This window comes from Halorubrum halodurans (assembly GCF_002252985.1).
Lineage (GTDB): Archaea > Halobacteriota > Halobacteria > Halobacteriales > Haloferacaceae > Halorubrum > Halorubrum halodurans.
In genome coordinates this window covers 1-21,427 of sequence record NZ_NHPJ01000118.1, presented here as the reverse complement: position 1 = coordinate 21,427, position 21,427 = coordinate 1, and the positions used below count along the sequence as shown (strand labels likewise).

Genomic DNA, 21,427 nt, shown 5'->3' with positions numbered 1-21,427 from the left:
GTCGCCGGCAGCGTCGTCGCCCGGAACGCCTGCCGACTCAACGCTCCTCGAGCGGCACGAACTCGGCGGTCTCGGGCCCGGTGTAGCGCGCCCGCGGCCGGATGAGCCGGTTGTCCGCCTGGTACTCGTGGACGTGTGCGACCCAGCCGCCGACGCGGCTCATCGCGAAGATGGGCGTGTAGAGGTCCATCGGGATCCCCATGGCGTCGTAGACGGAGCCGGAGTAGAAGTCGACGTTCGGGGCGATCCCCTTCTCGACGAGCCCCTCCTCCTCGAGGTACGACTCGATGGCCGTGGTGTACTCGAGCCACTTCCGGTCGCCGGAGGAGTCGGCGAGGTCTCGCAGCTTCTCCTCGAGGATGTTCGCCCGCGGGTCCTTCACCTTGTACACGCGGTGACCGAAGCCGGGGATCCGCCGCCCCTCATCGCGCGCCTCGGCCGCCCACTCGGCTGGGTCCTTCCCGGAGTCGTCGACCTCCCGGAGCATCTCCATGACGTCCTGGTTCGCGCCGCCGTGAAGCGACCCGGAGAGCGCGCCGATCCCGCCGGTGACGCTGGAGTAGACGTCGGCCATCGTCGAGCCGATGACGAGCGCCGTGAACGTCGAGGCGTTGAGCCCGTGGTCGGCGTGGAGGGTCAACGCCATGTCGAAGGTCTCCTCGCTCACGTCGTCGGGCTCGGTCCCGGTGAGCATGTACAGGAAGTTCCCCGCGTGGGAGAGCTCCGGGTCGGGAGCGACGGGGTCCTCGCCCTGGCGGGCGCGCTCGAAGGCCGCCAGGATCGTGGGGATCTTCGCCGTGATCGCCGCACCCTCGGTGAGGACGTCGCCGTCGCCGCTCTCGCCGTCGTACGCCGACAGCATCGAGACCGCGGTCCGCAGCGCCGCCATCGGTCGGTCGCCCGCGTTCGCGAGGGTGCGAACGGTCGCGAGCACCTCGTCGTCGACGGCCCGCTCGGCGGCGAGCTCGGCGCCGAACTCCTCGAGCTCCGCGGGCGTCGGAAGCGAGCCGTGCCACAGCAGGTGGAGCACCTCCTCGTAGCTCGCGCCGCGTGCCAACTCCTCGATGTCGTGCCCGCGGTAGACGAGCCTGCCGACCTCCCCATCGACGTGACTGAGCTCCGACTCCGCGACGAGGACGCCTTCCAACCCGCGTTTCAGCTCGTTCGACATGCCGTCACCTTCCGACCACCGCCAAAAAAGCGTTATCTTTCGGGAGGGACCGACTACGACGATCGTGGTACCCCGCTGCGGCGCCCGACGGTGCGGCTTCCTCGCGACGGCGGCGCTCAGCGTGCGGGGACGACCGTGATCGTCCGCTTGCGGTCGATCGCGTCCTCCAGCTCCTCGGCGATGGCGGACCCGCGTGACACCTGTACCTCGCCGCCGCGCCCGACCGTCGCGGTGAAGAGGTACTCGCCGTTCGCGCGGACCTCGACCGTCTCGCCGACGCCGCCGTCGACGTCGAGGACGACGTGTCTCGAGGTGATCTCCGGCTGGACGACGGAGCCGCGCTCCTCGCCCACCTGCCCGTCGCGTCCGCCGCTCGCGCCGCTCGCGCCGCCGCGTCCGTTTCCGCCGGGGTCGCCGCCGGCCGCGTCCCCGCCGGAGCCGGCCGGCTTCTCCGCGTGGGTCCGCACGTCGATCTCGATCCCGAGACGCCCCTCGATGTCGCTGATGCGGCCGCCGCCCTTCCCGATCACGGTGCCGATGTCGCCCTCGTCGACGTACACGATCGCCTCGTCGTCGCCCTTGAGCGCCACGTCGACGTGGCCGTGCGCGACCGAGCGGATCTCGCGTTCGATCTCCTGTTTGGCGATCCGCCCGACGCCGGACTCGGCGTCCCCGCCGTCGCCGTCCTCGTTCAGCGGGACGGTGACGACCTGCCGGTTGAAGGTGTAGATCTCGTACTCCGGCCGGCCGGTCTCGAAGTTCGCCACCTGGATCACCGGCCGCGCGAGGTCCTCGGCGGTGAGTCCCGCGGGCACCTTCACCTCCGTCGTCACGTCGTAGACCGTGTGGACCTCGCCGGCCTCGACGTAGACCACCGTGTCGACGATCTGGGGTATCATCCCCAGCTCGACGCGGCCGACGAGCCGCTGGAGCGCGTCGATGGCTCGGGAGGCGTGGACGACGCCGACCATGCCGACGCCGGCCATCCGCATGTCCGAGAACACCTCGAAGTCGCCCGTCTTGCGGACCTCGTCGTAGATCGTGTAGTCGGGCCGGACCAGAAGCAGGGAGTCGGCCGTGTTCTCCATTCTCCCGCCGAGCGCGCCGTACTGGGTGATCTCCGGGCCGACCTGGAGGTCCCGCGGCTTCTCCATCGTCTTGACCGCGTAGTCGTTGTCGTTGAGGAACTCCGCGACCGCCTGCGCGAACGTCGACTTGCCGGCGCCCGGCGACCCCGAGATGAGCACGCCGCGTTTCCGCTCGAGGAAGCGCTCGCGCAGCTCGTCGGCGAACTCGTAGTCGTCGAGGGTCGTCTTCGCGATCGGCCGGACCGCCGTGATCTCGATCCCGTCCGCGAAGGGCGGGCGCGCCACCGCGATCCGGTAGTTGCGGTACTGGACGATGTCCATGCCGTCGTCGGACAGCTCGATGAACCCGTCCGAGGACTGTCGCGCGAGGTCCACGATCGAGTTCGCCAGCTCGGCCATCCGCTCCTCGCCCGTCTCCGCCTCCTCGATGACGACGTAGCGCATCTCGCCGAGCGTGCCGCGTTTGGCCTTCGGCTTCGTCCCCGCCTTCAGATGGACGGACATCGTCTCGTCGGTGAAGTACTCCTCGATGGGGAGCTCGTCGACGACGCCGCGGGCGACCGGCTCGACGTACTCGACGTCGATCCCCTTCGCGCGCCCGACCTCCGCCTGAACGACGTCGCTCGAGAGGAGCGTGGCGTCGTTGTCGGCCGCGACGTCGCGGATGAGCGCGTCGACGTCGCCCTCGGCGGCGCGCGAGCGCTGGTCGCCGCTCGGACGGTCGCCGACGTACCGCAGGTCGATCCGTCCCTCGTCGCGAAAGCCGGCGAGTCGCTTGAGCTCCTCGAGGCCGTTCCACCCCGACTCGAGCCCGTCGTTGGCCTGCGACTCCAGCTCGCCGACGACGGCCTCGGGGACGACGACCGTCACCCCCTCGTAGCTGCCGTCCTCGACGCGTTCGGACACGCGGCCGTCGACGACCGCACTGGTGTCCGGGACTACGTTCATACTGGCGTTCCGGGCGGGAACGGTATAAGCGTGTTCGACCCGGTCGCGACGCGCGCGCGGCGGGATCCGGAGAGCAGAGCACCGTCGGGGTCGGATCGAGCGCTCGCGACCGTCACTCCGCGGGCTCGGCCGGTTCCTCGAGCAGTTCCGCATCGCCGTCGACAGTCTCGTCCGATCCGGTCGTCCCGTCCGCGTCCTCGTCGTCCTCCCCCGTGACGACCTCCGAGACCGTCTCGACGACGGCGAACTCGCGGGCGCGGTACGCCGCCACGAGCCGGTAACAGACGACGTAGCTGGGGACCGCCGCGACGACGGCGAGGATCGTGTTGCCGACGAGGATCCGCGCGACGATCTCCGGGCCGGCCGACAGCGACACCTCCGCCGGCGTCACGCCCGGAACGGGCCCGAGGATCGCCACGCCGAGCGTGAAGCTGGCGGCGTAGACGCCCCACTTCACCGCCGGGTTGAAGACGACGACGGAGGCCAGAAGCGCCGCCTTGTTGATCCGGCTCGACGCCCACGCGAGCACGACGAACGCGAGGAGGCCGGTCCCGAGCGTCGGCAGCATCGTGATGAACACGCCGACGGAGAAGCTCCCGGCCGTCTCCCGCACCGTGTGGTCCTCGGAGAACGAGCGCTGGATCTCGCCTCTGACCCGCCCGGCCCACTCGTTCATCCGACTGAGTATCATCCGACTCCCGCTACGTCGGCACGGAGAATGTAGTTACCGGCGGGGACCGGGTCGCGGCGGCCCTCGCGTCGGCGGAGTCGGATCGACGGCGCGGCCCGGCCACGGCCGTCGCCTCCGCCCCTCAGTCGTCGGCCGCCGCGGTCGCCTCCCGGTCGCGTTTCAGGTCCTCGGCGTACGCCGCGAAGTTGTCGAAGATCGACTTCGCCTCGCAGGCGGCGTCGAACGCCTCCGGCGTGATCCCGGCGAGGACGTCGTCGACGCGGGCGTCGCCGAGGCGGTCGCGTTTCCCCTCCGTGACCTCTTCCGCGGTCTCGACGTCGTACTCCGGGTGGAACTGGACGCCCCAGCAGTGCCCCTCGCGGAACGCGTGGACGCCGTGGTCGTTCTCGGCGAGCAGCGTCGCGCCCGGCGGGAGGTCCACGACCGCGTCGCCGTGGGTGGTGAAGACGGTGAACGACTCCGGCACGTCCTCGAACAGCTCGTCGCCGCGGTGCCGGACCGTGTTGTAGCCGATCTCGAACCCGTCCATGCCGGCGACGCGGCCGCCGAGCGCCTCCGCGAGCACCTGGTGGCCGTAACAGACGCCGAGGATCGGCACGCCGTCGTCGGCCGCCTCGGCGACGTAGTCGACGAGCTTCGGGATCCACGCCTCGTCCCAGTAGACGGACGAGCGGGAGCCGGTGATGACGACCCCGTCGAAGTCGGTGTGTTCGGGGAGGTGTGCGTCGGTCGCGTCGAACTCGACGAGATCGGCGTCGAACTCCCGGCGGAAGTTCCGGCGAGTGTGCTCGCCGTCGTGGGCGGCGTTCAGCAGCGCGAATCGGAGTCGGCTCATGTCCCATCGGACGAGCGAGGGGCTCAAAACCGTTGTGGCGGCGACGGAACCGTCCGGTGTCGGGGACGCGATCGATCGCGGCGAACGCCGGCGGCGACCGGCCTCAGGCGTCCGGATCGCTCGCGTGTTCCGCCAGCCAGCCGACGAGGAGGTCGTTGACCGCGGCGGACGCCTCGACGCCGACGAGGTGGCGCGCCCCCTCGACCGTGTGGAGCTCGCCGCGCGGCAGCCCCTCGGCGAGCGTCTCGGCGGCGGGACGCGGACAGACGGCGTCCTCGCCGCCGTGGACGACGAGCGTCGGCGGCGTCGCCTCGTGGAGCCGGTCGGCGACGTCGAACCCCTCGACCGCCGCCCGATGCGCCTCGAAGGTCTCGCGGCCCGCGTCCTCGGCGAGCCGCCACTCGACGATCCGCGAGAGCGCGTCCGCGTGCTCCCGCCGGAACCGCTCGGAGAGGAGCCCCGCGAGCGACCCCCGGACCGCCGCCGGGTCGGACGGGTCCGCCCACACCCCGGCCGGGTTGTAGGCGTCGCCGGCGGGCGGCGTCCCCACGAGCGTCAGGCTCGCGGGCCGCGAGGAGCCGAGCCCGTACGCGAGCGCGACCATCCCGCCGAGCCCGTAGCCGACGAGGTGGGCGTTCCGGATCCCCTCGGCGGCACACACCGCCTCGAGGTCGCCCGCGAGCGCGTCGACCGAGTAGGGCCCCGGCGGCGCGTCCGAGCGTCCGACGCCGCGCGTCTCCGGCGCGACCGCCGTGTACGGGCCCGCGAGCGCGGCGTGTTGCCAGCCGAACTGCCACGCGCCGAGCCCCACGTCGCCGCAGAACACCACGGCCTCGCCGTCGGCCGAGCGGCCCTCGTCGACCTCGTACCGGATCGAGACGCCGCCGTTGCTCGCGCGCGGCATGACGCGGACTACGCCTCCTGGAGCGTCCGCAACACGTCCGGAGCCGCCTCGAGCGCGTCGTCGAGGGCGTCGACGTCCGGGCCGCCGCCCTGCGCGAAGTCCGGCGGCCCGCCGCCGCCGCCCCCGACGCGCCCGGCGAGCTCCGCGACCACCTGGCCGGCGTCCACGTCGACCTCCTCGGGGACCCCGACGACGAAGCTCGCCGAGCCGTCGGCGCCGCTGCCGACCACCGCGACCTTGCCGTCGTCGACGTGGGCGTTCGCGGTCGCGCGCAGCTCGTCCGTGTCGCCGTCGAGCCGCTGGACCACGGCGGTGACGCCGTCGATGACGACCTCCTCGGCGTCCGCGCCGCCGGACGCTCGCGCGGCCGCCAGATCCTCCTTGAGCGTCTCGATCTCCTTGCCGCGGGCCTTCCACTCCTCGAAGAACCGCTCCGCGGTCTCGGGCACGTCGAGCGGGTCGACGTCGAGGGCGTCGGCGGCGTCGTACAGCGCGTCCTCCGTGCGCTGGGTCGACTCGATGGCCGCGCCGGCGGCGGCGAAGACGATCCGCTCGACGCCGTCCTGGACCGGCTCCGTCTTCAGCACCTTGACCGCGCCGACGTCGCCGGTGCGGTCGACGTGGGTGCCCGCACACGCCTGGACGTCCGCGTCGCCGACGTGGATCAGCCGGACGTTCGTGCCCGGCGGCACCCCGCCCTGATAGAGGTCGAAACCGTGTTCGGCCTCCGCCTCGTGGCGGTGGGGCCACTCCTGTCGCACCGGGAGGTTCTCGCGGACCAGCTCGTTGGCGACGCGCTCGATCTCGCGGACGTCCTCGCGGGTGATCCGGTCGTAGTGGCGCACGTCGAGCCGCGAGGAGTCGAGCCCCTTCTGTGCGCCCGCCTGCCGGACGTGGTCGCCGAGGACCTCGCGGGCCGCGTGGCCGATCAGGTGGGTCGCGGTGTGGTGTGCGCGCAGCCGGTTCCGGCGGTCGCCGTCGACCTGCCCGCGGACGAACTCTCCCTTTCCGGGGTCGGCGTCGGCGCGGTGTAACACGACGCCGTCGACCTCCTGGACGTCGGTGACGTCGGCCGTGGCCTCGCCGCCGACGAGCTGACCGTGGTCGGCGGGCTGGCCGCCGCCCTCCGGGTAGAACATGGTCTGGTCCAACACCACGTCGTACCCCTCCTCGGCCTCGAACACGTCGAGGACGACCGCCTCGAACTCCGTCCGGTTCTGGTCGTCGTAGAAGAGCTTCTCCGTCTCGGGGAGGTCGCTGAACCGCTCGTCGCGGTCCTCCGTCTCGTCCGCGTCCCCGACCTCCTCGTGTCGGTCGGCGACGAGCGCGTAGAAGTCGTCGGGCACGTCGACGCTCGCGCCCCGGTCGGCCGCGATCTCGGCGACCATGTCCGGCTGGATGCCGTGGGAGTCGTACAGCTCCAGGAGGTCCTCGGTCGGGATCGGCTCGTCCGTGCCGGCGTACTCGTCCGCGAGCTGTTCGACCTTCCGCGATCCCCGCTCGAGCGTCTTCCGGTACTTGCGCTCCTCGGTGCGGACGATCTCCCGGATCGTGTCGCGGTTCTCGTAGCCGAGGCGGTCCGCCTGCATGTCGACGAGCTCGTCGAGCGGGGCGTCGACGCCGACCTCGTCGACGAGCCGCTTCGTCCGTCGGAGCACCATCCGCGCGAGGTAGCCCGTACCGACGTTCGAGGGGACGATCCCGTCGCCGAACATGTACGCGAGCGTCCGCGAGTGGTCGGCGATCGCGTAGATCGACTCGAGCGGCTCGACGAGTTCGCGCAGGCGGTCGACGTCGACGTCGAGCCGGTCGGCGATCTCGCCGCGGGCGTCCTCGACGTCGTCGACGTCGTCGATGTCGAGCCGGCCGGAGAGCGTGGCGGCGCGGGCGACGATCGCCTCCTCCTCGTCGGTGTACGCGAGCCCCGCGTTCTCCTTCAGGAAGTCGATGGCGTCGGGATAGATCGCCTCGTAGACGGTCGGGGTCCCCTGGCTCATCCACGTCCACCGCTCCAGGCCGTAGCCCGTGTCGACGATGTACGTGTCCATGAAGGAGTAGGTGTTCCCGTCCTTCATTTCGTAGTCGCCGTCGGGGTCCCGCTCCATGCACATGAAGACGAGCGTGGCCAGCTCCGCGCCCTTGTAGATGACCTCGATGGCCGGGCCGGCGTTGCCGCCGCCCACCCAGGGGTCCTCGATGTAGGTGATCTCCTCCAGGTCGGCGCCGAGCTCCTCGAAGAGGCCGTCGCAGTACTCGACGGTCTCGTCCTTCCAGTACACCTCCCCCTCGTAGGCGTACTCCGCCTCGGCGTCCTCGCGGGTGTTGAACGCGTGGTGGGCCATCATCTCGAACGCCATCGTGTGACGGCCCGTCTTCCCGACGTTGTCGATGTCCTGCATCCGGATACAGGGCTGGGAGATGGTGAGCGGGTTCGCCGGCGGCGGCGTCTCGCCCGACGTGACGAGCGGCTGGAAGTCGTAGATCGACGCCTGCGTCAGGAGGACGTCGTCGCGCCAGCGGTTCGCCGCGACCGGGTACGGGTCGATCCGCTCGTGGCCGCGGTCCTCGAAGTACGACAGGAACGCCTCGCGCATCTCGGTGAGGGTGTACGACTCGGGAAAGCCGGGGTCGTCGATGAAGCTGTAGTCCTCACAGGGCGGCTCGCCGCACAGTTCGCGGTCGGGGTCGCGCGTCCAGAAGTGCGCCCCACAGGAGGGGCACTCCTTCCGATCGAACCCCTCCTCCTCGAAGTAGTCGAGGCGGTACTCCGCTTCGAGATCGCTCATTATACCATGTCCTGACCCGTGTTCGTCCAAAAGGGTTCCGGGGCACGGGCACCGCCGCGAGACCCGTCGAATCCCCCGATCCGACCGCCCCACCGCGGGCGTTCGACCGCCTCACTCCCCGTGTTCGACCGCCTCCATCAGCGCGCCCTGCGTCTCCCCCTCCTCGACCGCACGGGGATGGATGCCCGCGATCACGAGCACGTCCCCGTCGTGTTGGACGGTCGCGACGTGGACGAGCGCCGGAACGTTCCCCTCGGCGTCGATCGGCGCGTCGCCGGCGTTCTCGAACCGTATCTCGGTCGCGAACGTCGTCACGGTCGCCTCGCCGCCGAGGATCGGTCGCGTCTCGGTGCCCACCTCCTCGAGGTCGCCGACGCTCCCGCCGTCGACGCCGCCGCCCCGCTCGAGCAGCCGCCGGAGCAGGTCCGCGTCGTCCGCCCCGACGAGCGGGTTGACCGACCGGCCGGCGACAGTCGCGTTCGGCGTGCTCGCGACGAGCAGCGACGCCGCCCGCTCCGGGTTCCGGTAGCTCGCGACCCACGACGCCGCCGACACCCGTCGCTCGATCCCGCCGACCTCGAACGTCCGTTCGACCTCGAACGCCTGGGGCCCTTCACCCTCGTAGCCCGCCTCCGACAGCGCCGCGTCCGGCACCCGCGCCGGCTCGGCGTCGAACTCGTAGGTCCCGTCCTCGCCGCTGAGGCACCCCGCGGCCGCGATCGCCCCCGACGCCGCGATCGCCCCCAGTAGTCGTCTCCGGTTCATGTACGGACGTACGTCCGCAGTCGGGCTTAACCGTACCGCCCGAAACGGCCCCGAGAGCGACGGCGTCGTCGCGTCCGCCCGTCCGCCCCGGCGCGAGGCACAAAGTTCACGTCACCCCGCGCGCGATGTGAGCCAAATGGAACGACGAGGGCAGATCGGCCTGCTGGAGGCGCTTCTCCTGGACGTGATCCGACTCCACGAGACCTGGATGGAGGTCGTCTTCCCCAGACAGCTCGATCCCAGCACGGTGCTCGGCAAGTGGAAGCCGGAGACCGCCCCCCAGACCGTCGGCTACTACCTCTGGGCGGTCCTCGGCGCCCCGCTCGTCGCGGCGGCGTATCCCTTGCTTCTCGTCGGGTTCGCGACCCGGTTTTACGCCGCGAAGCTCGACTCCGCCGTGACCCGCATCGGGATCCTGGGCGCGGTGCTCGTCGCGACCCTCGTCTGGGGAGCGCTCACCCTGGTCACCTACCTCCAACTCGCCACCGCCGACGTGATCGCCGTCGGCGCGGCCAGCGTCGTCGCGATCGTCTCGGCCGCGCTCGCCGCCGGCTTCTCGAAGGTCGGCGGGCGGTTCGTCAGCGTCCTGCTGGCGTACCCCTTCGCGATGACCGCGCTCTTCTTACCGCCCGTCGTGGCCGCGCTCGTCACGCCGAGCCTCGAGGCGATCATCCTTCCGCCGAGCTACGACCTGGCCGTCTGGATCCTCGACACGTTCCTCGCGTTCGGCGACCTCAACGACACCCTCCGAAGCGCCTTCGACCTCGAGACGTTCGGCGAGCAGTGGGGGCTTCCGGGGCTCGGCTACGTCCTGATGTGGATCGGGATCTCCGTCCCGCTCGGCTGGTTCCTCGGCGCGCTCGTCGCGCTCGCGAACCTGGTTCGCCCGAAACCCGAGGAGTAGCCCCTCCCGGCTGCTCGACGGCCGCCGCGCGGTCGGCGGATCCTCGGCCGTTCGTACCGTGGGGCCGCCCCGCCGGTCACCGCCGCGGGCCGTCGGTCAGACGACGACCTCCGGATCGGTGAGGAGATCCCGCTTGGCTCGCCTGGCTTCCGGCCCCTCCGGAACCAGGCCGGGCGCCGACGCCTCGTCGTCGAATCGATCCGGATCCGGCGTCCGGGAGTCGAGTATCTCCGCGAACGTCGGTCCGTCCCGCCCGGTGACGTGGACGAACCCGCCGTACCGATGCCGGTCGTACGGCGTCGCGTCGGGATCCGGGAACGCCTCGCGGATGCACGACACGTTCTCCCGAAGGTACGCCGCGGCCTCGTGTTGTGAGTACTGGCAGTCGCCGTAGTACTGTTCCCGGTCGTGGTCGCTGAGGTCCGCCTCGACGTGCGCCGAGGACTCGTATCGAACCGCGTCCGGGCCGACCTCCCCGTCGAGAAAACAGAGGTTCACCGTGAAACAGTCCGGATAGCGGAGGATAAGCAGGAAGAAGATCTGGTCGTCGACGGTGTATCGTTCCTGTAGCCGGTAGTAACACTCCAGGTAGTACGCCGCGAGCGCGCCGATCCAGTCGTCGCGCTCGCCGTCGACGTAGGCGAGCGCGACCTCGTAGTAGTCCTCGCCGGCGACCTGCCGCAGACGGTGTTCGAAGCTCCGGCGCATCTCGTCCAGCTCGTCCTCGTACACCTCCGTCAGCGGAACGTCCGGATCGTCGAGCAGATCGCTCTTTCGCTCGCCGGCGTCCGCGATCCGCGTCATGTTCTCGTGGAGCGACCGTTCCGCCTCCACGTCCGGGAGGGGAACCCGTACGGCTCGTCCGCGAAGGACGTTCGGGCCCGACTTCAGCCGCTCGTGGCGCTCGTCCATGCCGCGACTACCGCGTACCGGCACTAAAGTTCGATCGTGTGCCGGCTCGTGAACCCGGTCCCCGGCCCCGCGTCTCCGCTTCACTCGCCGCCGCCGTCGGACCCGTACCGCTCGCGAGCCGTCGAGAACGCCGACTCCTCGCGCTCCCTGGTCCGGCGGCCCTCCCGCGCGGCGATCGCCTCCGGGTCCGGACTCGCGTCGTCGTCGACGCGGGCGACGCCGGTGTGGACCTTGGCGTGACACCAGCGACACAGCGCCACCGTGATCTCGTGTGGCCCGGCGTCGTCGCGGTCGGCGTCTCCGGCGTCGTCGCGGGGCGCCGCGGCGTCCGGACCGAGATCGTCGGCGGCGGTCACGTCCGCGGCGGCGCGGCCGACGTCGTCCGCGTCGCCGTACGAGAGGTGGTGCTCCTCGACCAGCGGCCGGGCGTCCTCGTGGGCCAGCCGGACCTCCGCGAGCCCGCAGCGCGCGCACTCGCGACCGTCGGTCGTCGACCGGTAGTGGGGACACGCCCGCCACTCGGCGTCGGGGCCGACGTGGCAGGCGTGGTCGTCGGCACGCCGGGCGGCCGCGAACGCGGGGTCGTCGCCCGCCCGCGTCAGCGCGAACCGACACCGTCCGTCGTCCGTGAGATGGTCGCACGCCCCGGCGACCGCGTAGGGATCGTCGATCCCGACGGGCGTCCCCTCCGGCGTCCGTTCCATACCCGTCGATCCGCCCCGGCACACTTCAACTCGACGTGGCGGCGATCGCCACGCCGACGCGGGGACGATCCGGCCGGACGGAACGCGGCGCGGTCGCGGCGGGTACCGGAAATCCTGTACGGTTTCCCAGCCTCCCTAACCCGTCGCGTGGTACGTGTCCGCATGAACCACGCGAAGGGCGACCTCCTGACGGTCGACGTCGGGGCTCGCGAGGCGGAGACGACGGACGTCGACGAGGCGTTGTCCGCGTTCGTCGGCGGCCGCGGGGTGGCGACCAAGCTCGCCCACGACCGGATCCCGTTCGACGCCGACCCGTTCGGCCCCGAGAACCGGGTGTACTTCTCCTCCGGGCCGCTCCAGCACTCGCAGATGAGCTTCACCGGGCGGATGAACATGACGGGGCTTTCGCCGCTCACGGACGGGCTGTGTTCGACGAACGCCGGCGGCTACCTCTCGCGGAACTTCGTCGACACCGGCCACAGCGTCGTCGAGGTGACGGGCGCGAGCGACGACCTGCTCGCCGTCCACGTCCGGGATGGCGGGGGTGACGGGGCGCCGGCCGTCGAGTTCGAGGAGGTGCCCGAACTCGCCGGGGCGGAGGTCCCCGCGGTGACCGAGGCGATGCGCGACCGCCACGGCCTCGAGAGCGAACACCTCGCGACGGTCGGCCCGGCCGGCGAGAACCGCGTCCGGTTCGCCTGCGTGATGACCTCCGACACGCGTGCGTTCGGCCGCGGGGGGCTGGGAGCCGTCCTCGGCGCGAAGAACGTGAAGTGTCTCACCTTCGCCGGCGACTCGCCCGCCCGCGTCGAGCTCCCCGAGGGGATCCAGTCGGAGGTCCACCGCGAGGCGGCGACCGCCGATGACGTCATGAAACGCCAGGGGACGACGAACGGGACGGAGTTCATCAACGACGAATTCGGCCTCCCGACCCGGTACTTCTCGGAGATGAGCTTCGAGGGCGTCGAGGGGATCGGCGGGGACGCCGTCGAGGAGAAGAAGTACAAGAAGGCGGCGTGCTCGATGTGCGCGTTCGCGTGTAAGCTCCCGACCCGCGACGAGGAGCGCGGCGTCGAGACGGAGGGTCCCGAGTTCGAGACCGTGATGGCGTTCGGCAGCAACGCCGGCGTCGACGACGTCGTCGACGTGATGATCTCGAACGACCGGTGTGACGCCCTCGGGATGGACACCATCTCCGCCGGCGACACCGTCGCCGCCTACCTCGCGAGCGAGGACGCGTTCGGCGACGCGGAGCTGGTCCACGAGACCCTCGAGAAGATCGCCCGCCGCGAGGGGGTCGGCGACACGCTCGCCGAGGGCGTCGCCCGCTGTCACGACGAGCTGGGCGTCGAGAACTGGTCGGTCAAGGGCCTCGAGTTCGCCGCCCACGACGGCCGGGCCATCCACGGACAGGGGCTCTCCTACGCCGTGGCGAACCGCGGGGCCGACCACATGTACTCGTCGTTCCTCAGCCTCGAGTACAACGGCGAGGTCGACCCGAAGGGACTGGATGGGAAACCCGAACTCCTGATCGAGCGGGAGAACCGACAGGTCGTCCGCGACTCGGGCATCTTCTGTGCGTTCGCGAGCGGCTACGTCGACGACGAGGCCAGGGCCGAACTCCTCGACGCCGACTTCGAGGACCTCCTCGCCGTCGGCGACCGCGTGATCGAACTGGAGCGACACTTCAACAACCGCCGCGGGTTCGACCGCGAGGACGACAGGCTGCCGTACGACCTGCCGGGGTTCGAGGCCGCCCTCGACGAGTACTACGACCTGCGCGGCTGGAACCCGGACGGGACGGTCCCGGCCGGCCACGTCGCCGGAGGGGGCGGCGGCGTCGCCGACGACTGAGGGGATCGAACGCCGCGCCGGTCACGGCCTGCCCGACGACTGGGGGGATCGAACGTCCGGGTCGACGGCTCACCCGCCGTGGATCGGCGGCGCCGCACGCACCTCGTCGCCCGGCGACAGCGTCGTCTCGAGCCCGTCGAGCCGCGAGACGCTGACGCCGTCGACGGTGAGGCTGACGGCGTCGCCGAGGTCGCCGTCGGCGTAGAGGAGGTCCGCCAGGTCGGGGTGTTCCGCGAGCAGCTCCGCGAGCAGGTCCTCGAGGGTCGCGTCCGGCGGGAGCTCCCGCTCGACCGTCTTCGCCCCGACGGCGTCCCGCACCGGCCCGTACGCTCGAAAGACGACCAGCATGCGTGCGGGTATCGGCCGGCCGCGAGTAAGCGTTGGCGGTCGCGGGGATCTCCGAACGGTCGCGGGCGGCCTCACTCGGCGTCGGTCGTGGCGCCCCGTACGGCCTCCAGGACGACCCCGAGAGAGAGCGCGCCGGCGAACAGGAGGACGGTGCTCCCGACGAGAACCGCCTCCGCGATCCGCGGGACCCGCCCGGCGGTCGACGCGAACGCCCGCACGTCGAGCGCGACCACCGCCACCGCGCCGACGCCGTTGAACGCCATGTCGAGTACCGTGTCGCGGAGGCCGTAGTACTCGAGCACCGGCGGCCCGTCGACGTGCTCGGCGAGCTCGCGGGCGGCCAGTTCCACGAACTCCCAGACCACGCCGGTCCCGAGGGTGAACAGCACGGTGAAGACGACCGCGTAGCGGTCGGTGGCCTGCGACCCGAGGACGCCCTGGCTTCGGAGGCTCCCGTAGACGAGCGCCGCGACCAGGGCGGCGGAGACGGCGTGGGTGAGGTGGTCCCACCACCCGACGGCGTCGTACCACCCCAACATCCCCAGCATGTGGAGGAACCCGGCGGCCGCGATCCACGCCGCGATCTCGGGAGGAACCGTCACGCTCGTGCCGGTCCCGAGCGCGATCGCGCGCTCGACGAGCGTCGGCGTCGCGGCCGCGGCGAGGGACGCGACCCCGTTCACGACCGCCCGGAGGTCCCGAGACAGCGCTCCGACGAGGAGCGCGCCGAGGATCCCGGCGAGGAACGCGAGGAACGCGGCCTGTAGCACGGCCGTCATGCGATGGAGGTCACCGTCGCCGGCCGTCTCACACCAGGCTCGCGCCGTCGCAGTCGGTCCGGGCGTACTCCACGTCGAGCAGCTTCAGGAGGGTGGGCGCGACGTCGAGGAGGTCCGCGTCCTCGACGGCCGCCGCCGGGTGGTCGACGAAGAGCGCGGCGTTCTCGAAGGCGTGCATGCCGGTCCGCGGCCCGTCCGGGTCGAAGACGCGGTCGCGCGGCCGGAACCCGGCCTTCAGGTCGAACCCCGGATTCGGGACCGCCACGAGGTCGGGCGCGATCGCGTCGTGGTCGCCCCGGAAGGCGGTCTCGCGCTCGACGACGCGGTCGACCACGGGAGTCCCGTCCGGCCCCTCCCACGCCTCCAGGTCCGCGATCAGCTCCGCGCGGACCTCGTCGTAGTCGGCCTCCGGGACGACGCCCTCGGGCTCGCGCCCCTCGAGGTTGAGGTAGAAGCGGCCGGGGACGAGCGAGTACGCCCGAGCGTCGCCGCCGATGTCCGCGAGCGAGCCGTGCTCATCGTCGTCGTACTCGAGCCACCCCTCCCGCTCGAGCCACTCGTTACAGTACACGTCGTGATCGAGCCGCGTGAACCCGTGCGTCGAGCCGACGACGAGCGTCACGTCGTCGGGCAGCGCCGCCCGGATCGACCCGACGTGCTCGTCGAGCGCGGCGTAGAACTCGAGGAACTCCTCGCGGTACGGCCCCGAGTCGAGGTAGTCGCCCCACAGGAAGTGGTTGACCCGGTCGGGGGCGGTGAACGCGCCGACGAACAGGTCCCAGTCGTCGCGCTCGACGTAGCGCTCGAACAGCGCCGCCCTGCCGTCGAGCGTCTCGCGGGCGTGCTCGATGAACGCGGTCTTGTCGGCCTTGTGGCCGAGCTTCGCGTTGACGGAGAGCGTGTAGTCGGCCTCGGCCAGATACGTCCGCAGCTCCTCCGGGTGGGCGGCGGGGTCGACCTCCGGCGAGAGGTACCCCGAGAGCATCCGCTGGACGTCCCGCTGCGGCGGGAAGGTGACGGGGACGTTCAACACCGTCGCGTCGAGTCCGGCGGCCGTGGCCCGGTCCCACACCCGCGTCGCCTGGACGTCCCGGCCCATCGGCACGTAGGTGTCGTAGGAGCCGACCTCGCGGTCCTGAAAGCCGTAGACGCCGGTCTCTCCCGGATTCACGCCGGTCGTGAGGGCGGGCCAGCAGGCGCTCGACTCCGGCGGGACGATGCTGTCTATCGCCCCGCCGTCGCCGGCCTCGGCGATCGCCGAGAGGGTCGGGAACGTCTCGGGGTCGTTCGCCACGAGGTCGTGCGGGAGGCCGTCGATCCCGAGGAACGCCACGCGCGGGGTGTCGTTCCCGCGCAGCCGGTCGAAGAGGCCCATAGGCCTCCATCAACGGAGAGAAGCAAAAGGGTTGATATCGGTCGGACCGCCGAGGCGGCTCAGCCGCCCACGCGATCGGCTCCCCTCCCGGACGGCCGGCGACCCGGAGACTTTTGCGAGGCGGCGACGAGGTGGCCGCATGGAGACGCGACGCACGCTGCTCGTCGACGCGTTCACCGACGACCCCCTCGCCGGCAACGTCGCCGGCGTGGTCCCCGACGCCGCGGGACTGGACGGCGACCGCATGCGCCGGATCGCGGCCGAACTCGGCGCGTCCGAGACGGCCTTCCTCACGCCCGTCGAGGAGGACGGCGACGGGGACGCGGCCGACCGCCGGATCCGGTATTTCACCCCGACCGACGAGGTCGACCTCTGCGGGCACGCCACGGTCGCCTCGTACGCCTCGCTGTTCGCGGACGGGGCGATCGACGCCGGCGAGCACGTCCTCCGGACGAACGTCGGCGACCTCCCGATCACGGTGACCGAGTCGGGACGGGTCTGGATGCGCCAGGAGCCGCCGACGGTCGAGACCGTCGATCCCGCCGACCTCGACGCCGACCGCCTGGGCTCCGCGCTCGGGATCGACCCGGCCGCGCTGCGCGACGTGGGCGCGGACCTCCCCGTCGCCGTCGCCTCGACGGGGCTCCCCTTCCTCGTCGTCCCCGTCAACTTCCTCGAGCGGCTGGGCGAGGCCGACCCGGACATGCGCGCTGTCGAGGAGCTGTCGGCCGAGTTCGACGCCGCGGGCGTCTACGCGTTCACCTTCGACGCGCTCGAGGCCGACTCGACGCTCCACGGCCGGACGTTCGCGCCCGCCGTCGGCGTCCCGGAGGACCCGGTGACGGGCACCGCGAGCGGCGCGGTCGGCGGCTACCTCCGCGCCGTCGACGCCTTCGAGGGCGACTTCCCGGAGGAGATCCGGTGTGAGCAGGGCCACTTCCTCGACCGCCCCGGCCACGTCCGGGTTCGGGTCGAGGAGGGCGAAGGGGGTGCGGAGGACGGCGACGTGACCGTCGCGGTCGGCGGCGACGCTGTCGTCTCGCTCGACGGGGAGCTTCGGATCCCCGAGGAGGACGACGACGAGATCATCGAGGCGTAGGTTCGAGCCGCTCGGCGGTACGTGGTTGCCGGCGCGGTGAGGACCGCCAAAGCCCCGCGGCAGCGAGGCGCTACGCGCCTCTGGAAGCCGGCGGCGTTGCCGCCGGCGACTGCCCCGTTGAGTCCCACCCAACCGCTCCGCACCGCGCCTCACGCCTCCCCAGCCTCGCTGCTCGCGCGTTCCACGCGCTCGCAGCATCCCTCGCGGGCTCCTCGCGCCCATTGGGCGCTCGGAGGCGCGCCACCGTTCCGGACGACGGTCGCCGGCTCGTGAGTGCTCGACCGAACCCTTACGTCCGCGAGCCCCGTAACGCTCACATGGAGTTCGACCTCCCGCGTGCGGCCGGTCTCGTGGCGCTTCTGATCGCCATCGGCGTCGCCGGGCTCGTCGGCGGCGGCATGATGCCGCTCTCGACGACGCTGATGATGGTCCTCCCGTCGATGGTCGCCTTCGGCGCGATCGTCTTCGTCGTCGGGATGAAACACGGCGAGTTCCGCGCGACCCGAACGTAGGGGTCGAGCCGCCGCCGTCGTCGAACCGTATCGCGTCGTTTTTGGGCGGCGGCGAGAACGGCGGAGCATGGTTCTCGGCTCGCCCGTCACCGAACTCGGGCTCCTCCTCGTCGGCGTCGGCCTGCTGTACGCCGGCGCGGAGCTCCTGGTGGCGGGCGCCCGCGACCTCGCGCTGGCGGTGGGGCTCAAGGCCTCGACGGTCGGCGTGACCGTCGTCGCGTTCGCGACGACCACCCCGGAGCTGTTCGTGGCGGTGCTCGGGGCGCTCACCGTCTCGACGGACATCGGGCTGGGCGCGATCGTCGGCTCGAACGTCGCCAACATCGGGCTCGTGTTGGGGGTCTCCGCGCTCATTCGTCCGCTCGACGTCTCCGGCACCGTGTTCCGACGGGACGTCCCGTTCATGATCCTCGCCGCGCTGTTGCTCGTCGCGCTGGGGTGGAACGGCCGGATCGGTCCCGTCGAGGGAGGCGTCCTCCTCGCGGCGCTCGTCGCGTTCACCCTGGTGGTGTTGCGCCGCGTCCGGCGGACCCAGGCGGAGATCACCGACGCGGAACGCGACGGGATGCCCGACGCCGAGCTGCGGGACGTCCTCGCCGTGGTCGCCGGGATCGCCGCGCTCGTGCTCGGCTCGCGCTGGCTGATCGACGGGGGGCGCCAGCTGCTCGCCGCGGCGGGCTTCTCGGATCTCTTCATCGGGCTCACCGTGCTCGCGGTGGGCACCTCGCTGCCCGAACTCGCCGCGAGCGTCGTCGCCGCCGCGCGCGACGAGGCGAGCTTCAGCGTCGGCAACGTCGTCGGTTCGAACATCTACAACGTCCTGGCCGTGATCGGCCTGCTCGCGTTCGTCTCCCCGATCGACGTGAGCCCCGGCGTCCGGGCGTTCGAGTTCCCCGCACTCCTCGCGTTCACCCTGCTCGTCGTCGGGCTGATGTACCGGGGCGACCGGCTCACCCGCGTCGACGGCGCGGTCCTCGTGGCCGCGTACGCGACGTTCGTCTACCTGTTGCTGCCGTGAGGGTCGTCGCCGCCGCGGATCCGCACCGACCGGAACCGACGGCTATTCGGTCGACGGCGACCCAGTCGGAGCCGTGATAGCGATCGTCGTCAGCCGGGCCGACAGCGCCTCCGTACACGTCGGCGAACGGCTGCTCGAGGTCGGCGACTGGACGAGCCACGAGGACGGGAGCCGCCCGGACGCCGCGGGCGGGGGGACCTACTACCGGACCGACGGGTTCGAGCTTCGCGAGTTCGCGGACCTCCACATCGAGCTGTCGAACCCCGCAGCCGCCTTCGGCGGCGGGGACGACGGGGGAGACGGCGGGGCCGAGGTCGACCGGGAGGAGGGGAGCGACGAGGCGCGCGAGGCCCCTCCGGACCTCCTCGTGTTCGTCTCGCGGCACTCGGGAAACACCGGGCCGCTCCTCACCGCCCACGTCACCGGCAACTTCGGACCCGCGGAGTACGGCGGGGAGCCGCGAACCCTCGCGCGGGCCGCGCCGGGCGCGGTCGACCGCGTCGTCGACGCGATGGCGACGCACGCGCCCGAGGGGTACGACGTGGGCATCGAGTGTACCCACCACGGCCCGACCGACGCCGCGGTCCCGTCGCTGTTCGCCGAACTCGGGTCCGACGAGTCCGAGTGGACGGATCCCGCGGGAGCCCGCGCGGTCGCGAAGGCCGTCCTCGCGCTCCGGGGAACCGGCCCGGATCGCCTGGGTGCCGACGGTCGGACCCGCCATGTCGTCGGCTTCGGGGGCGGCCACTACGCCCCGCGGTTCACCCGGCTCGTCCGCGAGACCGCGTGGGCGGTCGGCCACGTCGGCGCCGACTGGGCGCTTGACGAGATGGGCGCGCCGGACGCGAACCGCGACGTGATCGAGGCGGCGTTCGAGCGGAGCCGCGCCGACCACGCCGTGATCGAGGGCGACCGCCCGGCGCTCGCCGACGCGATCCGGGACCTCGGTCACCGGGTCGTGAGCGAGACGTGGGTCAGGGAGGTCGACGACCGCCCGCTCGATCTCGTCGACCACCTGGAGGCGGCGATCGCTCCCGTCGACGAGGGGCTCCGGTTCGGGTCGATCGTTCCCGAGGGCGACGCGACCGACCGCGACGGCGCGACCGACCCCGGCGACGCCCCGGACGCGGTGGTCGTCCGCGACCTCCCGGCCGAGCTGCTGGCGCGGGCACAGGGCGTCGACGCCGCGGCCGCTCGCGAGGCCGTCGAGGCGAACGCGGTCGCGTTCGGGACCGAGCAGGCGGGCACGCGCGCCGCCGGGTCGGTCGCGTTCGCGGTCGACGACGCTGCGCCCGGCCACGCGGACCTCGTCGCCGACCTCGCGGCCGTCCTCGAGGCCGGCTACGACGAGGTCGTCGTCGACGACGACGCCGTGATCGCCCGCGAGACCGCCTTCGACCCGGCGCTGGCGGCCGATCTGGGCGTGCCGGAGGGCCCGGCGTTCGGGCGGCTGGCGTCGGGCGACCCGGTCGAGATCGACGGCGAGACGATCGTCCCGGAGGCGGTCGCGACGCGCTCCGAGGAGCGGTTCCCGATCGAGTGACCGGGCGGGCGGTTCGGACCGAGCGTGTCGAGCGGACCGAGCGGACCGAGCGGTCACCTCGGGCCCACTCGCGGGGGCTCCCGCCGTCTGACGCCAGTCGGACGATCGGGCAAGAATAAATACGTCGGGGTCGCAACGGAACCATATCATGGACTCCATCGTTGAGGACGCCATCGACGAAGCCGAGGAATCCCCGGCGGACGGCTCCGGGGGTCCCGGTGACCCCGCACAGGACGGACACGCCGGCGCGGCGCCGCAGACCGGCACGATGACCGACGACGAGCTGAAGGACGTCCTCCGGGACCTCCAGACCAACATCACCGTCGTCGGCTGCGGCGGCGCGGGCGGCAACACGGTCAACCGGATGACCGAGGAGGGGATCCACGGCGCGAAGCTCGTCGCGGCCAACACCGACGTCCAACACCTCGTCAACATCGAGGCCGACACCAAGATCCTGATGGGCCAACAGAAGACCCAGGGTCGCGGCGCGGGCTCGCTCCCGCAGGTCGGCGAGGAGGCCGCCATCGAGTCCCAGGAGGAGATCTCCGACGCCATCGACGGCTCCGACATGGTGTTCGTCACCGCCGGGCTCGGCGGGGGGACGGGGACGGGCTCCGCACCGGTCGTCGCGAAGGCCGCCCGCGACTCCGGCGCGCTCACCATCGCCATCGTCACGACCCCGTTCACCGCCGAGGGCGAGGTCCGACGGACGAACGCGGAGGCCGGCCTCGAGCGCCTCCGCGACGTGAGCGATACCGTGATCGTCGTCCCCAACGACCGCCTGCTCGACGCGGTCGGGAAGCTCCCGGTCCGGCAGGCGTTCAAGGTGTCCGACGAGGTGTTGATGCGCTCGGTGAAGGGGATCACGGAGCTGATCACCAAACCCGGCCTCGTCAACCTCGACTTCGCCGACGTCCGCACCGTGATGGAGAAGGGCGGCGTCGCGATGATCGGGCTCGGCGAGTCCGACTCCGAGTCGAAGGCGCAGGACTCGGTGAAGTCGGCGCTCCGCTCGCCGCTGCTCGACGTCGACATCTCCGGGGCGAACTCCGCGCTCGTGAACGTCACCGGCGGACAGGACATGTCCATCGAGGAGGCCGAGGGCGTCGTCGAGGAGATCTACGACCGGATCGACCCCGACGCGCGGATCATCTGGGGGACCTCCGTCGACGCCGTCTCTTATACACATCT

The 21,427-nt window shown here is 71.7% G+C and carries 19 protein-coding genes; 7 read left to right on the top strand and 12 right to left on the bottom strand.

Translation table 11 applies throughout. The annotated features are described in order from the left end of the window. Nucleotides 1–37: 37 nt before the first annotated feature. The 7 genes from citZ to DJ70_RS13660 all read right to left on the bottom strand — a co-directional run bounded on the left by citZ (nt 38) and on the right by DJ70_RS13660 (nt 9,188). Nucleotides 38–1,171 carry a citrate synthase gene (citZ, locus tag DJ70_RS13690; RefSeq protein ID WP_094533915.1) on the bottom strand — a complete coding sequence of 378 codons (1,134 nt, stop codon included), beginning with the start codon at nt 1,169–1,171 and terminating at the stop codon, nt 38–40. Nucleotides 1,172–1,287: 116 nt separating this feature from the next. Then, nucleotides 1,288–3,207: a PINc/VapC family ATPase gene (locus DJ70_RS13685; protein ID WP_094533913.1), complete on the bottom strand. Its 1,920-nt coding sequence runs from the start codon at nt 3,205–3,207 to the stop codon at nt 1,288–1,290. A 112-nt stretch (nt 3,208–3,319) separates the two neighbouring features. Further along, entirely contained in the window at nt 3,320–3,898 is a 579-nt protein-coding gene (locus DJ70_RS13680) for a DUF2062 domain-containing protein (protein ID WP_094533911.1), read from the bottom strand. 121 nt (nt 3,899–4,019) lie between these two features. Further along, nucleotides 4,020–4,733, bottom strand: coding sequence for a type 1 glutamine amidotransferase (locus tag DJ70_RS13675; RefSeq protein ID WP_094533909.1), 714 nt, complete (start codon nt 4,731–4,733; stop codon nt 4,020–4,022). Between the two features lie 103 nt (nt 4,734–4,836). Then, nucleotides 4,837–5,637: an alpha/beta fold hydrolase gene (locus DJ70_RS13670; protein WP_094533907.1), complete on the bottom strand. Its 801-nt coding sequence runs from the start codon at nt 5,635–5,637 to the stop codon at nt 4,837–4,839. An 8-nt stretch (nt 5,638–5,645) separates the two neighbouring features. After that, nucleotides 5,646–8,423, bottom strand: coding sequence for an alanine--tRNA ligase (gene alaS, locus DJ70_RS13665; protein ID WP_094533905.1), 2,778 nt, complete (start codon nt 8,421–8,423; stop codon nt 5,646–5,648). 111 nt (nt 8,424–8,534) lie between these two features. Then, the gene (locus DJ70_RS13660) at nt 8,535–9,188 is read right to left on the bottom strand and encodes a DUF6517 family protein (RefSeq protein ID WP_094533903.1); all 654 of its coding nucleotides are present in this window, start codon (nt 9,186–9,188) and stop codon (nt 8,535–8,537) included. A 163-nt stretch (nt 9,189–9,351) separates the two neighbouring features. Here DJ70_RS13660 and DJ70_RS13655 point away from each other — a divergent pair, with 163 nt between their 5' ends. Further along, entirely contained in the window at nt 9,352–10,092 is a 741-nt protein-coding gene (locus tag DJ70_RS13655; protein ID WP_094533929.1) for a hypothetical protein, read from the top strand. Between the two features lie 96 nt (nt 10,093–10,188). Here DJ70_RS13655 and DJ70_RS13650 read toward each other — a convergent pair whose 3' ends face one another. Together DJ70_RS13650 and DJ70_RS13645 are read right to left on the bottom strand one after the other, a co-directional pair. Further along, the gene (locus tag DJ70_RS13650) at nt 10,189–11,004 is read right to left on the bottom strand and encodes a hypothetical protein (RefSeq protein ID WP_094533901.1); all 816 of its coding nucleotides are present in this window, start codon (nt 11,002–11,004) and stop codon (nt 10,189–10,191) included. Between the two features lie 80 nt (nt 11,005–11,084). After that, nucleotides 11,085–11,708, bottom strand: a complete 624-nt coding sequence (locus DJ70_RS13645; protein WP_094533899.1) for a DUF7097 family protein — start codon at nt 11,706–11,708, stop codon at nt 11,085–11,087. A 162-nt stretch (nt 11,709–11,870) separates the two neighbouring features. Between DJ70_RS13645 and DJ70_RS13640 the strand changes: the two genes are divergently transcribed. Then, a complete protein-coding gene (locus DJ70_RS13640; protein WP_094533897.1) occupies nt 11,871–13,562 on the top strand; it encodes an aldehyde ferredoxin oxidoreductase C-terminal domain-containing protein in 1,692 nt (563 codons plus the stop codon). 69 nt (nt 13,563–13,631) lie between these two features. Here DJ70_RS13640 and DJ70_RS13635 read toward each other — a convergent pair whose 3' ends face one another. From DJ70_RS13635 to DJ70_RS13625, 3 genes are all read right to left on the bottom strand, one after another. After that, on the bottom strand, nt 13,632–13,910 hold the full coding sequence (locus DJ70_RS13635; protein WP_094533895.1) for a ubiquitin-like small modifier protein 1: 279 nt from the start codon (nt 13,908–13,910) through the stop codon (nt 13,632–13,634). 71 nt (nt 13,911–13,981) lie between these two features. Then, nucleotides 13,982–14,689, bottom strand: a complete 708-nt coding sequence (locus tag DJ70_RS13630; RefSeq protein ID WP_094533893.1) for a hypothetical protein — start codon at nt 14,687–14,689, stop codon at nt 13,982–13,984. A 28-nt stretch (nt 14,690–14,717) separates the two neighbouring features. Then, nucleotides 14,718–16,064, bottom strand: coding sequence for an alkaline phosphatase family protein (locus DJ70_RS13625; RefSeq protein ID WP_094533891.1), 1,347 nt, complete (start codon nt 16,062–16,064; stop codon nt 14,718–14,720). A gap of 139 nt (nt 16,065–16,203) precedes the next feature. Here DJ70_RS13625 and DJ70_RS13620 point away from each other — a divergent pair, with 139 nt between their 5' ends. The 5 genes from DJ70_RS13620 to ftsZ all read left to right on the top strand — a co-directional run. Further along, the gene (locus DJ70_RS13620) at nt 16,204–17,163 is read left to right on the top strand and encodes a PhzF family phenazine biosynthesis protein (protein ID WP_094533889.1); all 960 of its coding nucleotides are present in this window, start codon (nt 16,204–16,206) and stop codon (nt 17,161–17,163) included. A gap of 317 nt (nt 17,164–17,480) precedes the next feature. Beyond that, nucleotides 17,481–17,675 carry a DUF7333 family protein gene (locus DJ70_RS13615; RefSeq protein ID WP_094533887.1) on the top strand — a complete coding sequence of 65 codons (195 nt, stop codon included), beginning with the start codon at nt 17,481–17,483 and terminating at the stop codon, nt 17,673–17,675. A gap of 67 nt (nt 17,676–17,742) precedes the next feature. Then, nucleotides 17,743–18,693 carry a calcium/sodium antiporter gene (locus DJ70_RS13610; RefSeq protein ID WP_094533885.1) on the top strand — a complete coding sequence of 317 codons (951 nt, stop codon included), beginning with the start codon at nt 17,743–17,745 and terminating at the stop codon, nt 18,691–18,693. A 73-nt stretch (nt 18,694–18,766) separates the two neighbouring features. Beyond that, a complete protein-coding gene (locus tag DJ70_RS13605) occupies nt 18,767–20,236 on the top strand; it encodes a D-aminoacyl-tRNA deacylase (RefSeq protein WP_094533883.1) in 1,470 nt (489 codons plus the stop codon). Between the two features lie 148 nt (nt 20,237–20,384). After that, nucleotides 20,385–21,427 (top strand): cell division protein FtsZ (ftsZ, locus tag DJ70_RS13600; RefSeq protein WP_143421041.1); only part of this gene is annotated, 1,043 nt, incomplete at its 3' end.